Origin of the sequence: Burkholderia perseverans, assembly GCF_022870505.1 — a bacterium.
Lineage (GTDB): Bacteria > Pseudomonadota > Gammaproteobacteria > Burkholderiales > Burkholderiaceae > Burkholderia > Burkholderia plantarii.
The window spans coordinates 87,824-103,391 of the sequence record NZ_CP045094.1 but is presented as its reverse complement, the minus strand read 5'-3'; the positions used below and the strand labels follow the sequence as shown (position 1 = coordinate 103,391).

At 70.4% G+C, this 15,568-nt stretch carries 10 protein-coding genes; 2 read left to right on the top strand and 8 right to left on the bottom strand.

Annotated elements, in window-relative coordinates; translation table 11 throughout:
• Window positions 1-16: 16 nt before the first annotated feature.
• From eutC to BpN12_RS14955, 4 genes are all read right to left on the bottom strand, one after another.
• Window positions 17-811, bottom strand: coding sequence for an ethanolamine ammonia-lyase subunit EutC (gene eutC, locus BpN12_RS14970; protein WP_246796369.1), 795 nt, complete (start codon window positions 809-811; stop codon window positions 17-19).
• A complete protein-coding gene (locus tag BpN12_RS14965) occupies window positions 808-2,205 on the bottom strand; it encodes an ethanolamine ammonia-lyase subunit EutB (RefSeq protein ID WP_246796368.1) in 1,398 nt (465 codons plus the stop codon). The genes eutC and BpN12_RS14965 overlap by 4 nt, the downstream gene beginning before the upstream one ends.
• Window positions 2,206-2,245: 40 nt before the next feature.
• Window positions 2,246-3,652 carry an ethanolamine permease gene (eat, locus tag BpN12_RS14960; RefSeq protein ID WP_246796367.1) on the bottom strand — a complete coding sequence of 469 codons (1,407 nt, stop codon included), beginning with the start codon at window positions 3,650-3,652 and terminating at the stop codon, window positions 2,246-2,248.
• A 673-nt stretch (window positions 3,653-4,325) separates the two neighbouring features.
• A complete protein-coding gene (locus tag BpN12_RS14955) occupies window positions 4,326-6,767 on the bottom strand; it encodes a heavy metal translocating P-type ATPase (RefSeq protein WP_246796366.1) in 2,442 nt (813 codons plus the stop codon).
• 82 nt (window positions 6,768-6,849) lie between these two features.
• On the opposite strand from BpN12_RS14955, the gene cadR reads away from it, so the two are divergent.
• Both cadR and BpN12_RS14945 read left to right on the top strand, forming a co-directional pair.
• Window positions 6,850-7,281 carry a Cd(II)/Pb(II)-responsive transcriptional regulator gene (cadR, locus tag BpN12_RS14950; RefSeq protein WP_246796365.1) on the top strand — a complete coding sequence of 144 codons (432 nt, stop codon included), beginning with the start codon at window positions 6,850-6,852 and terminating at the stop codon, window positions 7,279-7,281.
• Between the two features lie 96 nt (window positions 7,282-7,377).
• Window positions 7,378-7,989: a PadR family transcriptional regulator gene (locus tag BpN12_RS14945; protein WP_246796364.1), complete on the top strand. Its 612-nt coding sequence runs from the start codon at window positions 7,378-7,380 to the stop codon at window positions 7,987-7,989.
• Between the two features lie 58 nt (window positions 7,990-8,047).
• On the opposite strand, the gene BpN12_RS14940 is transcribed toward BpN12_RS14945, so the two are convergent.
• The 4 genes from BpN12_RS14940 to putA all read right to left on the bottom strand — a co-directional run bounded on the left by BpN12_RS14940 (window position 8,048) and on the right by putA (window position 15,494).
• Complete coding sequence (locus BpN12_RS14940; protein ID WP_246796363.1) at window positions 8,048-8,851, bottom strand: transporter substrate-binding domain-containing protein; 804 nt, start codon at window positions 8,849-8,851, stop codon at window positions 8,048-8,050.
• A 44-nt stretch (window positions 8,852-8,895) separates the two neighbouring features.
• Entirely contained in the window at window positions 8,896-10,050 is a 1,155-nt protein-coding gene (locus BpN12_RS14935; protein WP_246796362.1) for a methionine aminotransferase, read from the bottom strand.
• A 292-nt stretch (window positions 10,051-10,342) separates the two neighbouring features.
• Window positions 10,343-11,485, bottom strand: coding sequence for a branched-chain amino acid ABC transporter substrate-binding protein (locus BpN12_RS14930; RefSeq protein ID WP_246796361.1), 1,143 nt, complete (start codon window positions 11,483-11,485; stop codon window positions 10,343-10,345).
• 85 nt (window positions 11,486-11,570) lie between these two features.
• Window positions 11,571-15,494, bottom strand: coding sequence for a trifunctional transcriptional regulator/proline dehydrogenase/L-glutamate gamma-semialdehyde dehydrogenase (gene putA / locus BpN12_RS14925; RefSeq protein WP_246796360.1), 3,924 nt, complete (start codon window positions 15,492-15,494; stop codon window positions 11,571-11,573).
• Window positions 15,495-15,568 lie beyond the last annotated feature (74 nt).

The following is a 15,568-nucleotide window of genomic DNA, read 5'->3' as shown; positions in this document are numbered from 1 at the left end:
GGACCACCCGCCCGGATCACCGCCGCGCGTCGATCCGTTCGTGGTCCGCGCCTTCCGGCAGCAGCGCGTCGCTGTCGTCCTTGAGCCCGACGCCCGTCAGCCCGAGCCGCCGCGCCTGCGTCAGCAGGTAGTGCAGCTTGTGCGCGGCGGCGGCATGCGGCAGCCCCTCGGGCCGCACGTTCGAGATGCAGTTGCGCTGCGCGTCGTGGCAGCCCACCCGCGGCGCATGGGTCAGATACACGCCGAGGCTGTCGGGCGAACTGAGCCCCGGCCGCTCGCCGATCAGCATCGCCACGAAGCGCGCGCGCAGCAGCTCGCCGATCTCGTCGCCGAGGGCGACGCGTGCCTGGCGCGCCACCACCACCGGGCCGAGCGTCCAGCCGTCGGCCTCGAGCCGCCCGCGCACCGCGTTCAGCAGCGGCAGCGCCTGCTTCGCGGCCGCGAACGCCGACAGTCCGTCACCGATCACGAACACCAGATCGGGCTCGCCCGCGCCGTCGGCGGCCTCGCCCAATGCCGCGCGGCTCGGATCCGACAGGCGCCGGCCGAGGTCGGGCCGCCGCAGGTAATGCTGGCGATCGGGCGCGGCGCTGTCGGCCGCCAGCGTCGCGAAGCCGGTCGCCTCGAGTTCGCCGCGCAGCCGGTCGGCGTCGAGCGGCTGATGCACGGCGTCGCGCGCCTGCGCGTGCGAGAGGTTGAACGCGAGCAGCGGCGCGGTGGGCAGGCTGCTGCCCGCGCGGCCCAGCGCGATGCGCGCGTTCGTGAACGACTTCAGCGCGCCCCACGGGTTCTTCTCGACCGGATCCGTCATGCGCCGAGCCCCATCCACGCGTCGGCGCCGGCCAGCAGCGGCGTGCGCGCCGAGGCTGGCAGCAGCGCGCCCTTCGCGTCGGCGATCTCCATCGCCTCCAGCCATTCCTCGAACTCGGGCGCGCGCCGCAGCCCCAGCACCTCGCGCACGTAGAGCGCGTCGTGGAACGAGGTGCTCTGGTAGTTCAGCATCACGTCGTCGGCACCGGGAATGCCCATGATGAAGTTGATGCCGGCCGCGCCGAGCAGCGTCAGCAGCGTGTCCATGTCGTCCTGATCGGCCTCGGCGTGGTTCGTATAGCAGATGTCGCAGCCCATCGGCACGCCGAGCAGTTTGCCGCAGAAGTGATCCTCGAGCCCGGCGCGGATGATCTGCTTGCCGTCGTACAGGTACTCGGGGCCGATGAAGCCCACCACCGTGTTGACGAGGAACGGCCGGAACCGGCGCGCCACCGCGTAGGCGCGCACCTCGCAGGTCTGCTGGTCCACGCCGTGATGCGCGTTGGCCGACAGCGCGCTGCCCTGGCCGGTCTCGAAGTACATCAGGTTGTCGCCGACGGTGCCGCGCTTCAGCGAGCGCGCGGCCTCGTGCGCCTCGCCGAGCAGCGCGAGCGAGATGCCGAAGCTCGCGTTGGCCTGCTCGGTGCCGGCGATCGACTGGAACACCAGGTCCACCGGCGCGCCCTGCTCGATCGCCGCGATCGTGTTGGTGACGTGGGTCAGCACGCAGGACTGCGTCGGCACGCGGTAGCGCTCGCGGAACGCGTCGATCATCGCGAGCAGCTTCGTGATCGCGGCGAGGCTGTCGGTGGCGGGATTGATGCCGATCATCGCGTCGCCCGAGCCGTACATCAGGCCGTCGAGCATCGAGGCGGCGATGCCCTTCACGTCGTCGGTCGGGTGGTTCGGCTGCAGCCGCACCGACATGCGCCCCGGCAGCCCCATGGTGTTGCGAAAGCGCGTGACCACGCGGCGCTTGCGAGCCGCCGCGATCAGGTCCTGGTTGCGCATCAGCTTCGAGACGGCCGCCACCATCTCGGGCGTGAGGCCCGGCGCGACACGTTCCAGCGCGGCACCGTCGGCGGCCGGCGACAGCAGCCAGTTGCGGAACTCGCCCACCGTCAGGTGCGCGAGTTCGGCGAACGCGGCCGCGTCGTGCGTGTCGACGATCAGCCGCGTGACCTCGTCGCGCTCGTAGGGGATCAGCGCCTCGTTCAGGAACGCCTTGAGCGGCACGTTCGCGAGCGCCATCTTGGCGGCCACGCGCTCCTCCTCGCTGGCCGCCGCGATGCCGGCCAGCTGGTCGCCCGAGCGCAGCGGGCTCGCGCGCGCGAGCAGCGTCCTCAGGTCCGCGAAGCGGTAGGTACGCGAGCCGATCGTCTCCGTATGGGCCATCTGCAACTCTCCTGCGGTCAGTCGGCGCGCTCGGCGCGCGTCATTCCTCGAGCAGCGCCTCGGCCGGCGCGGCAGCACGCTGCGCGCGCGTCGCGATGAAATAGCCGTAGCCGAGCCCGACGATCACCAGGAAGATCAGCGCGACCAGCGCGTTGAAATAGACCATGGTGGCGAGGCACACCAGCGCGGCGGCCAGCGCGAACGCCGGGAACAGCGGATAGAGCGGCGCGCGGAACGGCCGCGCCATCGCCGGCTGGCTGCGGCGCAGCTTGAACAGCGCGGCCATGCTGACGATGTACATCACGATAGCGCCGAACACCGACATCGTCACGATGTTCGCGGTCAGCGTCTGGCCGCCGAACTGGATCAGCTCGTCGCTGTAGATCGCCGCGATGCCCACCACGCCGCCCGCAAGGATCGCGCGATACGGGGTGCGAAAGCGCGGGTGGACCTTGGCGAGCCATTCGGGCAGGTAGCCCTCGCGCGCCAGTGCGAAGATCTGGCGCGAATAGCCGAGTATGATGCCGTGAAACGACGCGACGAGCCCGAACAGGCCGAGCCAGACCAGCATGTGCATCCAGCCGCTGTGTTCGCCGACGATGGTCTTCATCGCCTGCGGCAGCGGATCGTTGATGTTGGCGAGCTTGGTCCAGTCGCCCGCGCCGCCCGCGAACACCATCACGCCGATGGCCAGCACCACCAGCGTGAGGATGCCGGCCACGTAGGCGATCGGGATCGAGCGCCGCGGGTTCTTCGCCTCCTCGGCGGCCATCGCCACGCCCTCGATCGCGAGGAAGAACCAGATCGCGAACGGGATCGCCGCGAACATGCCGGAGAACGCGCCGGGCGAGAAGTGCCCGGCGCCGCCCCAGCCGCCCTTCGAGAAGTGTTCCCACGAGAAGCCCGGCGACACCACGCCCATGAACACCAGCAGCTCGAAGATCGCGAACAGCGTGACGATCAGCTCGAAGGTGGCGGCGATCTGCACGCCGACGATGTTGAGCGCCATGAACACGAGGTAGGCGCCCATCGCCGCGTGCTTCGGCTCCAGCGACGGGAACTGCACGTGCAGGTAGGCGCCGATCGCGAGCGCGATCGCGGGCGGTGCGAACACGAACTCCACCAGCGTGGCGACGCCGGCCAGGTAGCCGCCCGCCGGGCCGAACGCGCGGCGCGCGTAGGCGAACGGGCCGCCCGCGTGCGGGATCGAGGTGGTCAGCTCGGTGAAGCTGAAGATGAAGGTGGTGTACATCGCCGCGATGAACAGCGCCGTGACGACGAAGCCGAGCGTGCCGGCGCTGGCCCAGCCGTAGCTCCAGCCGAAGTATTCGCCCGAGATCACGAGGCCGACCGCGATCCCCCACAGCTGCCAGGTGCCGAGGGTCTGCTTCAGCGCCGGCCCCGGCGCGCCGCCCGCTGCGGGACGGCCGTTCGACTCTGCGTGCATCGCGTGTTCTCCTTGGGTGGCACCCATTCGGGCCGGCCGCGCCTGACGTGGCGCGGCGGGAACGGGTGATCGACCACCGATGCTAGAGAGTCATAAATCCACGCGTTATCGAAAATCGGCAAACATGGCGGACGCTACGGTCAGCGAAACGATCGGCGCAGCAGGAAGCGGGCCCACGCGCGGCTTGCATCGATTGCGTGGATCGCGTGGATTGCGCCGGTTTCTCGCCTGGGCGGGCGCCGGCATGGGCCCGGCCGACGATCGAGGCGCTCCGCGCATGGCAAACCGTCAGGTCAAGATCCATCTGCCGCTGCGCTGCGCGGCATCCCGGCTGGCAGCGGCCGGGTCCATCGCGTGCGTGAGGTTCAGCGCATGCGCGTCCCGCAATGCACGCACCAGCGCGCGGCCGGGTCGAGCGGCGCGCGGCAGCGCCGGCAGACCGAGGGCGGGCTCGCATCGCCCGCGCGCAGCCGCTTGAATCCGGGGCGCCGGCTCGCGGTGCTGTCGGGGCGTGCCGGGCCGCCGCCGGGCGCGCCATCGCCGAGCGCTCCGCCACGGGGCGCGCCATTGTCAGGCGCTCCGCACCGGCCGCCGCGTCCGGCGCGCGATCCGGGCGCCGCGCCGTGCAGCAACCGATCGAACCATCTCGCGAGCTGCCCCATGTCGCCCTCCGTCAGCGCGACGCGCGCAACAGCCGCAAGCCGTTGGCCACCACGATCAGGCTCGCGCCCGCATCGGCGAACACGGCCATCCACATCGTGCCGAGCCCGGCCAGCGTGAGCCCGAGGAACACCAGCTTCACCACCAGCGCGAAGCCGATGTTCTGCAGCAGCACGCGGTGGGTGGCGCGCGAGAGCCGCACGAACGCGGGGATCTTGCGCAGGTCGTCGTCCATCAGCGCGACGTCGGCCGTCTCGATCGCGGTGTCGGTGCCCATCGCGCCCATCGCGAAGCCGATGTCGGCGCGCGCGAGCGCGGGCGCGTCGTTGATGCCGTCGCCGACCATCCCCACCGCGCGGCCCTGCCGCGCCAGTTCGGCCACCGCCGCGAGCTTGTCCTCGGGCAGCTGGCCGCCGCGCGCGTCGTCGATGCCGACCTCGCGCGCGATCGCCGCGGCGGTGTGCGCGTTGTCGCCCGTCAGCATCGCCGTGCGGATGCCGAGCGCATGCAGCTGCGCCACCGCCTCGCGGCTCGTGTCCTTGACCGTGTCGGCCACCGCGAACAGGCCGAGCACGCGCGCCGCGTCGCCGAGCATCACCACGGTCTTGCCCTGCGCCTCGAGTTCGGCCACGCGCGCGTCGAGCGCCGCCGAGGCGCGGCCGAGCTCGACCGCGAGCCGGTGATTGCCGAGCCAGTGGGCCGCGCCGTCGATCTCGCCGCGCACGCCGCGCCCGGGCAGCGCCTCGAAGCCGTCGACCTCGGCGAACGCCCGCACGCCGTCGGCCGCCGCCGCGGTCGCGATCGCCTGCGAGACCGGATGATCGGAGCGGCTCGCGAGGCTCGCGGCGAGCCACGCGATGCGCGCCGGCTCGACGTCGCGCGCGAACGGCTCGGCATCGGTGCGCACCGGCTTGCCGTGCGTGAGCGTGCCGGTCTTGTCGAGCGCGAGCCAGCCGAGCTTGCGGCCCTCCTCGAGATAGACGCCGCCCTTCACGAGGATCCCGCGCCGCGCCGCAGCCGCGAGCCCCGAGACGATCGTCACCGGCGTGGAGATCACCAGCGCGCACGGGCAGGCGATCACCAGCAGCACCAGCGCGCGATAACACCAGTCGTGCCACGCGCCGCCCGCCAGCAGCGGCGGCGCGATCGCCACCACCAGCGCGATCGCGAACACGATCGGCGTGTAGACGCGCGCGAAGCGGTCGACGAAGCGCTGGATGGGCGCCTTCGCGCCCTGCGCCGCCTCGACCGCGTGGATGATGCGCGCGAGCGTGGTGTTCGAGGCCACCGCCGTGACGCGATACTCGAACGAACCGGCCTCGTTGAGGGTGCCGGCGAACACGGCATCGCCGGGCGCCTTCTCGACCGGCAGGCTCTCGCCCGTGATCGGCGCCTGGTTCACCGTGGAGCGGCCGGCCACGAGCGCGCCGTCGAGCCCGATGCGCTCGCCGGGTCGCACGCGCACGATCGCGCCGAGCGCGACCTCGGCGGCCGCCATCGGTGCCCAGCTGCCGTCGGGCCGGCGCACCGTGGCCGTGTCGGGGGCGAGCCGCATCAGGCCCTGGATCGCGTTGCGCGCGCGGTCGAGCGACTTCGCCTCGATCAGCTCGGCGATCGTAAACAGCACCATCACCATCGCGGCCTCGGGCCACTGGCCGATCACCATCGCGCCCGTCACGGCGATGCTCATCAGCGCGTTGATGTTCAGGTTGCCGTTGCGGATCGCGATCCAGCCCTTGCGATAGGTGGTCAGGCCGCAGAGCGCGACGGCGGCCACCGCGAGCAGCGCCGCGAGCCAGGTCGGCAGGCCGGCCCAGGTCAGCGCCTCGGAGCCGAGCGCCGCCACGCCGGCCGCGACGAGCGGCCAGAGCGGCTTGGCCTCGGCCGCGGGCACGGGCGCGCCGCCGGCGGCATCGGCGCCGGCCGCATCGGGCGTCATGCCGAGCGAGCGGATCGCGGCGGCCACCGCGTCGGCCGCGCCCGGCGCATGCACCACCGTCAGCATCCGCTGCATCAGGTTGAAGTCGAGCGCGGTGACGGCGGCCATGCCGCCGAGCTTCTTGCGGATCAGCGTCTCCTCGGTCGGGCAGTCCATCTGCATGATGCGGAACGCGGTGCGCTCGCTGCCGTCGGCGAGGCGGCTCGTCCCCGGCAGCGGCGCGAGCGAGCGCGCGGCCGGCGCGCAGCAGCCGGCGCCGTGATCGTGCGAATGCGCGTGATCCGATGCGTGGTCGTGATCATGATCGTGGCCGTGCGAGTGCGTGTGGCCCGACTCGGGATCGTGGTCATGCGAGTGCGCGTGATCCGACGCGTGATCATCGTCATGCTCGTGCGAACACGCCCCGGCCCGCGGCGCGCCATGCGCGTGCGCGGCGCCGCCGCAGCAGGCCGACGCCGTGCGCGGCACCGCCGCGTCGGCCTCCACCCTCTCGGACAGCTCGTTCGCCTGGGCCATGACCTTCTCCTGTTCGCTTGACGGTGTACAGTTAACACCTTGAAGCCACTTCAAGGTCAACCGCTTCCGACAGGAGATTGCAATGAAGATCGGCGAACTCGCGAAAGCCGCCCGCTGCACGCCCGAGACGATCCGCTTCTACGAGAAGGAGGGCCTGATGCCGGACGCGGAGCGGACCGACGCCAACTACCGGCGCTACACCGAGATCCACGTCGAGCGCCTGCGTTTCATCCGCAACTGCCGCGCGCTCGACATGACGCACGACGAGATCCGCGCGCTGCTGCGCCTCACCGACGATCCGTCCGACCGCTGCGATTCGATCAACGCGCTGCTCGACGAACACATCGGCCACGTGAATGCCCGGCTCGTCGAACTGCAGCACCTGAAGGCGCAGCTCACCGACCTGCGCGACCAGTGCCAGGGCGAACACACGGTGGAGGACTGCGGAATCGTGCACGGTCTCGCCACGATGGAAACGCCCGAGGCGCCCGCCAGGCGCACCCACGTCGGCTGAGCCGGCGGCCCCGTTTCCCGCGCCCTCCTTGTGCGCATTCATCACCAGTCATAAAATAACCAGTCATTTATTGACGATGAATGTCACGCGGGAAACATGCCGAAATTCTCTCCCCTCGCGCTCGCGGTGCTCGCGATGCTGACCGAAGCGCCGATGCATGCCTACCGCATCCAGCAGTTGATCAAGCTGCGCGGCAAGGACGACGTGATCAACGTGCGCCAGCGCAACAGCCTCTACCAGACGCTCGACCGGCTGCTGCGCGAACGGCTCGTGGTGGTCCACGAGACCGAGCGCGACGGGATGTTTCCGGAGCGCACCGTCTATGCGATCACCGACGCGGGCCGCAACTGCGCGCGCGCCTGGCTGCGCGAACAACTCGCGCGGCCCGCCCGCGAATTCCCGGCGTTTCCGGTGGCGCTGTCGGTGCTGCCGCTGCTGTCCGTCGAGGACGCGCGCCGCCAGCTCGAAGCGCGGATCGGCGCGCTCGAGGAAGAACTCGAACGCCTCGACGCCGCACGCAACGCGGCGCTCGCGATGCAGATCCCGCGCCTGTTCCTGCTCGAAGGCGAACTGCTGCAGGCCACCGTCGAGACTGAACTCGGCTGGGTCCGCAGCGTGGTCGAACACCTGAGGGTGGGCGCGCTGACCTGGAGCGAGGCGTGGCTGCGCGACGTGGCCGAGCGTCTCGCGCAGTCCGACACCGAATGAAGCGAACGCGGCGGCCGGCCGGCACCGGCCATGCCGCCGCCATGTCGCGTCACTTCGGTCACTTCGCCGAGATGTCGATGTCGCCGAAGTACTTGCGGCCGAGCGCCTGCATGGTGCCGTCGGCCTTCAATTTCTCGATCGCGCCGTCGAGGCGCGCCTTCAGCGCGTCGTCGCTCTTGCGCAGCCCGAAGCCGATCCCGCTGCCGAGGATGCGGTCGTCGCGCACCGGCTGGCCGACGAAGCCGAAGCCGTTGCCGTCGGGCCGCGACAGGAATCCGCGCTGGCCGGCCGGCGCGAGCACCAGCGTGGCGTCGAGGCGGCCCGAGACGAGATCCGCGTATACCTGGTTCTGATCCTGATAGGCCACCACCGCCACGCCCGCGTTCGCCCAGTGGGCGTTCGCGTAGGTCTCCTGGATCGAGCCCTGCAACACGCCCACCCGCTTGCCCGCGAGCGATTCGGGCGTGGGCAGCAGCCCGCTGGCGCTGCGCGCGATCAGCTGCGTCGGCACGCGATAGAGGATGGTGGTGAACGCGATCGCCTGGCGGCGCTGCTCGGTCGCGTTCATCGCCGAATTGATCGCGTCGAACTTGCGCCCCTGCAGTGCCGGAATCAGCCCGTCGAACGAGGTCTCGACCCACTTGCACGACAGCTGCGCGAGCCGGCACACGGCGTTGCCGACGTCGATGTCGAAGCCCTGCAGCGTGCCGTCGGCCGCCTTCGATTCGAACGGCGCGTACTGCGCCTCGACGCCGAAGCGCAGCGTCGCCTGCGGCTGCGCCGCCACGGCGCCGCCGGCGGCAAAGCCGCAAGCCAGGGCGCAGGCCAGCGCGAGTGCCGCGCGCGGGTTCCATCGGTTCATCGTGATCTCTCCTGCATGGGGTCGGGGTTCGGGACGGGGAGGGTTCAGAACGCGCTCAGGCGCCGCGCGCCTTCCACGAGCGTCGCGTCGTCCTTCGCGAAGCTGAGCCGGATCACGCCGGTGTCGGTGCCGTCGGCATGGAACGCCGACAGCGGGATGGTCGCGACGCGCGCCTCGCGAATCAGCCGCAGCACGAAATCGCCGTCGCGCTCGTCACTGAGATGGCGAAAACGCGCGAGCATGAAGAACGTGCCCTCGCTCGGCACCAGTTCGAAGCGCGAGCCGGCCAGCTCGCGCGCGAGCAAGTCGCGCTTGCGCTGGTAGAACGGCGCGAGCCCGAGGTAGCTCTGCGGCTCGGCCAGCGCCCCGGCGAACGCGACCTGCATCGGCGTGTCGGCCGCGAACGCCATGAACTGATGCACCTTGCGGATCTCGTCCATCAGCAGCGCCGGCGCGAGGCAGTAGCCCACGCGCCAGCCGGTCACGTGAAACGACTTGCCGAACGACGACACGATCACGCTGCGCCCGGCCAGCGCGGGCCGACTCGCCATGCCGTGATGCGGCGCGCCGTCGTAGACCATGTGCTCGTAGACCTCGTCGGAGAGGATCACGATGCCGGTGTCGCGCGTGAGTTGTTCGAGCCGCGCGAGATCGCCGGCGCCGAACACGGTGGCGGTCGGGTTGTGCGGCGTGTTGACGATGATCATGCGCGTACGCGGCGTCAGCGCCGCGGCCACCTCGTCCCAGTCGATCCGCAGCGTCTCGGGCGAGAGCTTGATCGCCACCGGCACGGCGCCCTGCAGGCGCACGATCGGCGCGTAGCTGTCGAACGACGGCTCGAAGTAGAGCACCTCGTCGCCGGGATGCACGAGTGCGCTGATGCTCGCGTAGAGCCCCTCGCTCGCGCTGGCCACCACGGTGATCTCGCTGCCCGGGTCGTAGCGCGCGCCGGTCAGGCGCTCGGTCTTCGCCGCGAGCGCCTCGCGCAGCGCCACCACGCCCGGCATCGGCGCGTACTGGTTGTGGCCGTCGCGCATCGCGCGCGCGACGCGCTCGACGAGCGCCGGATCGGGCGCGAAGTTCGGCGCGCCCTGCGCGAGGTTCAGCGCGTCGTGCTCGGCGGCGAGCCGGCCGATCACGGTGAAGATGTTGGTGCCGACGTCCGGCAGTTTGGAGCGGGGCGTGGTGGCGCTCTGCATGGTCGTCTCGACGGTCGATGGGACGCGGGCCGGGAGGCCTGCGGGTACCGGTCGATTTAGCCAAGGACAATTTCCGCGCGCAACCGAATCGTATGCATGCCCGCGATGAGGAAAACGCATGACAAGGCGCGTCGATCGAGCGATCGAGCGATCGGGCATCACGGCGCGCGCCCATGAAAAAGGCCGGCCGCCGGAACGCGCGATGCGCGCCCCGAGGGCCGGCCCGATGCAACGGATTCCGAAGCATCCGCGCGCGGCGGCGCGCGGTGCCCGTCAGCCGTTCAATCCATGCTTACTTGCCGCCGATGCTCTTGAGCGGCACCCACTCGCCCTTCACGACCTTGTACATCGTGATGCCGCCGTTGCGCAGGTCACCCTTCGAGTCGTAGGCGATGTGCGTCGAGGTCACGCCGGCCATGTCGGTCTTCGCCAGCACCGGCAGGTACTTGGCCGGATCGGTCGAGTCGGCCTTCTTCATCGCGTTGAACATCGCCATCGCGCCGTCGTAGGCATACGGCGAGTAGGTCTGCACGTCCTCGCCGAAGCGCTTCTTGTACTTGTCGGCGTAGGCCTTGCCGCCCGGCATGTCGTTCAGCGGCAGGCCCGCGAGCGACGCGATCGTGCCGTCCGACGCATCGCCGGCGATCTTCAGGAAGGTCGGCGTATGTACCATCTCGCCGCTCATCAGCGGTGCGGTGGCGATGCCGAGCGACTTCATCTGCTTGACCATCGGCGCGCCCTGCGAATCGGCGCCGCCGTAATAGATCAGGTCCGGCTTGGCGGCCTTCAGCTTGGTCAGGATCGCCTTGAAGTCGACGGCCTTGTCGTTCGTGAATTCACGATCGACGATGGTCGCGCCGGCGGCCTTGGCGGCCTTCTCGAACTGGTCGGCGAGGCCCTGGCCGTAGGCGGTGCGGTCATCGACGATGGCGATCCGCTTCATGCCCAGATCCTTCACCGCGAACGCGCCGGCCACCGAGCCCTGCTGCGTGTCGGACGTCATCATCCGGAACGTGGTCTTGTAGCCCTGCTGCGTGTACTCCGGCGCCGTCGCCATGGCGATTTCCGGGATGCCGGCGTTCGCGTAGATGCGCGAGGCCGGGATCGTGGTGCCCGAGTTGAAGTGGCCCAGCATGCCCTTGATACCGTCGTCGACGAGCTTCTGCGCGACCGTGGTACCCGTGCGCGGGTCGGCCTGGTCGTCCTGCGTGTCGAGCACGAACGTCACCGGCTTGCCGCCGATCACGGGCTTCGTCGCGTTGAAGTCCTCGATCGCCAGCACGATGCCGTTCTGCATGTCCTTGCCGTAGTGCGCCTGCGCTCCCGTCATCGGCGCCGCGAAGCCGATCTTCACGTCTTCCGCGTATGCGGTCCCCGCCAGCGACATGACGGCAACGAACGTTGCGCCTGCCACTTTTTTCATCGTGTGTTGCATAGCTTCTCCTAATACCAGGGTAAGTGGAGCGACTTCGGGTTTGCCTTGCCGCTTCCGTTTCGTCATGCCAACCAGCCGGGATCGCTCAGCCGATCGTCATCAGGTTCGCGTTGCCGCCCGCCGCCGCGGTGTTCACGCTGACCGAGCGCTCGGTCAGCAGGCGTTCCAGCGCGTAATCCTCGTCGCCGTTCTCGAAGGCGCCCGCCGCCACGCCCTGCACCGACACGATCGGCCCGGGGCGCTGCGACACCTCCTTCACCAGCGCCAGCAGCTCGTCGCTGTCGCCTTCGAACAGCACCGCGTCGAAGCTCGCATCGGGCTGCTTGCGCACGCCCGCATACGGCTTCAGCGCGGCCGGCAGCGCGGCGGCCAGCGCCTCGCCCGCGGCGCCCGCGAACAGCGCGCGGTTGCCGGTGGCCAGCACCGCGGCCAGCTGCGCGCGCGCGCCCCTGGCGGTCGCCGCCACGCACAGCACCGTGCCGCGCGGGCCGAGCGTGTAGGTGTTGCGTTCGCCGGTCGGCCCCGGCAGCACCGCGGTCGCCCCGGCCAGCACGTGCGCCAGATAGCCTTCGCAGCGCGCGGCCAGCGCCGGCTCGCGTTGTTCGATCAGCCAGTCGCGCAGCGCGGCCAGCGCCGAGGACGGATTATTACCCGACTCGCCGTCCACCGGCGCATCGACCATCAGCGATGCCTCCAGCGACTTCGGCAGCCCGGCCGGACGCGTGGCCAGCAGGCGCTGCAGGTAGAGCGCGCCGCCCGCCTTCGGGCCGGTGCCCGACAGGCCCTCGCCGCCGAACGGCTGCACGCCCACCACCGCGCCCACCACGTTGCGGTTCACGTAGATGTTGCCCACGTGCGCGCGGCCGATCACGTGCGCGATGGTCTCGTCGATGCGCGTGTGGATGCCGAGCGTGAGCCCGTAGCCGGTCGCGCGAACCTGGTCGAGCAGCTTGTCGAGCGCGCTGCGGCGGTAGCGGACCACGTGCAGCACCGGGCCGAACACCTCGCGCTTCAGCTCGTCGATGCTGCCGATCTCGATCAGCGTCGGCGGCACGAAGGTGCCCTGCGCGCAGCCGTCCGGCATCGGTAGCTGGGTCACCGCGTGGCCCTTGTCCTTCATCGCGGCGACGTGGGTGTCGATGGTGCGCTTCGCCTCGGCGTCGATCACCGGGCCGACGTCGGTCGACAGCCGGTCCGGGTTGCCGAGCGACAGCTCGTGCATCGCGCCCTTCAGCATCGTCAGCGTGCGGTCGGCCACGTCGTCCTGCAGGCACAGCACGCGCAGCGCGGAGCAGCGCTGGCCGGCCGAGTCGAACGCCGAGTTCATCACGTCGGCCACCACCTGCTCGGCCAGCGCCGACGAATCGACGATCATCGCGTTCTGGCCGCCGGTCTCGGCGATCAGCGGGATCGGCTTGCCGTCCGGGTCGAGCCGGGCCGCCAGCACCTTGTTGATCAGGCGCGCGACCTCGGTCGAGCCGGTGAACATCACGGCGCGCGTGCGCGGGTCCGACACCAGCGCCGCGCCCACCGTCTCGCCGTCGCCGGGCAGCAGTTGCACGGCACCGGCCGGCACGCCGGCCTCGCGCAGCAGGCGCACGGCCTGCGCCGCGATCAGCGGGGTCTGCTCGGCCGGCTTGGCCAGCACCGTGTTGCCGGCCGCCAGCGCGGCGGCCACCTGGCCCATGAAGATCGCCAGCGGGAAATTCCACGGGCTGATGCAGACCACCGGGCCGAGCGGGCGATGCGTGTCGTTCGAGAACTCGTCGCGGATCTGCGCCGAGTAGTAGCGCAGGAAGTCGATCGCCTCGCGGATCTCGGCCACCGCGTTCGGCAGCGACTTGCCGGCCTCGCGCACCACCAGGCCCATCAGCGTGTGCATCTGCGCTTCGAGCAGGTCCGCCGCGCGCGCCAGGCAGTCGGCGCGCGCCTCGACCGGCGTGGCCTGCCAGATCGGCGCGGCCGACACCGCGTGCGCGAGCGCCGCGCCGACGTGCTCGGGCGTCGCCTCGCTGACGGTGCCCACCACGTCGCGCTGGTCGGCCGGATTGCGCACCTCGCGCGCCGGCGCGTCGGCCAGCGCCTCGTCGGCCAGGAGCGGCGCGGCGCGCCATGGGTGATGCGCGCTCGTCAGCAGTGCCGACGACAGCGACGCGAGCCGGTGCTCGTTCGACAGGTCGAGGCCCATCGAGTTGGCGCGCGAATCGCCGTACAGCTGGCGCGGCAGCGGGATCTTCGCGTGCGGCGCGCCGAGCGGCACGATGCGCGCCGATTCCTCGACCGGATCGGCCACCAGGTCCTTCACGGCCACCGTCTTGTCGGCGATCCGGTTCACGAACGAGGTGTTCGCGCCGTTCTCGAGCAGGCGGCGCACCAGATACGCGAGCAGCGTTTCATGCGTGCCGACCGGCGCGTAGACGCGGCACGGCCGGTTAAGCTTGTCGCGGCCCGTCACTTCTTCGTAGAGCGGCTCGCCCATGCCGTGCAGGCACTGGAACTCGTACTGGCCCGGGTAGTAGTTCTGGCCGGCCAGGTGATAGATCGCCGAGAGCGTGTGCGCGTTGTGGGTGGCGAACTGCGGATAGACCGCGTCGGGCGCGCCGAGCAGCTTCTTCGCGCAGGCCAGATACGACACGTCGGTGTAGATTTTGCGCGTGTAGACGGGATAGCCTTCCAGGCCGTCCACCTGCGCGCGCTTGATTTCCGAATCCCAGTAGGCGCCCTTCACGAGCCGGATCATCAGGCGATGCCGGCTGCGGCGCGCCAGATCGATCAGGTAGTCGATCACGAACGGGCAGCGCTTCTGGTAAGCCTGCACCACGAAGCCGATGCCGTTCCAGCCGGTCAGCTCCGGATCGAAGCAGAGCGCCTCGAGCAGGTCGAGCGAAATCTCGAGGCGGTCGGCTTCCTCGGCGTCGATGTTCAGGCCGATGTCGTAGCGGCGCGCCAGCAGCGCGAGCGCGCGCACGCGCGGCAGCAGCTCGGTCATGGTGCGGTCCTGCTGCGCGCGCGAGTAGCGCGCATGCAGCGCCGACAGCTTGATCGAGATGCCCGGGCCTTCGTAGATGCCGCGGCTGCCGGCGGCCTTGCCGATCGCGTGGATCGCCTGCTCGTAGGACGCGTAGTAGCGCAGCGCGTCCTCTTCGGTGGTGGCCGCCTCGCCGAGCATGTCGTAGGAGTAGCGGAAGCCGCGCGCCTCGTACTTGCGGCTGTTGGCGAGCGCCTCCGAGATCGTCTCGCCGGTCACGAACTGCTCGCCCATCAGGCGCATCGCCATGTCCACGCCCTTGCGGATCAGCGGCTCGCCGCCCTTGCCGATCATGCGCGTGAGCGCCGACGAGAGCCCCGCCTCGCTGTTGGTCGTGACCAGCTTGCCGGTGATCATCAGCCCCCAGGTGGCGGCGTTGACGAACAGCGACGGCGCGTGGCCGACGTGCGAGCGCCAGTCGCCCTTGCTGATCTTGTCGCGGATCAGCGCGTCGCGCGTGGCGCGATCGGGAATCCGCAGCAGCGCCTCGGCCAGGCACATCAGCGCCACGCCTTCCTGGCTCGACAGCGAGAATTCGTGGATCAGCCCTTCCACGCCGCCACCCGAGCTCTTGGTGCGCAGCGTCTCGACCAGCTTGCCCGCCATCGTCTGGACCTCGCCGGCGAGGTTGGCCGGCAGTCGCGCCTGGCCGATCAGGAACGGCACGCACTCGGGTTCCGGGCGGCGGTACGCGGCCGTGATCGCCGCGCGCAGCACCGACTGCGGCTGCACGCTCTGCGCGAATTCGAGGAACGGGTGCGGGGCGCCGTCTTCGGCGTCGGCCTGGCTGTCGGCCAGCTCGGCGAAGCCGCTGCGGCCCGACAGCTCGGCCGGCAACTGGCCGTGCTCGATGCGTTCGAGGTACGCGAAGATGGCCTGCTTGATCAGCCAGTGGGGGGTGCGCTCCAGTCGCGCGGCGGCGTCCTTGAGACGCGAGCGAAGCAGATCGTCGACTTTGACGCCTAGGGTGGTGCTTGCCATGATTCCTTTTGTGCCGGGCTGGAGCCGGCGGTCGCGTGGATGAGACTCGCCGAATCCTATGCCACACAATAAAA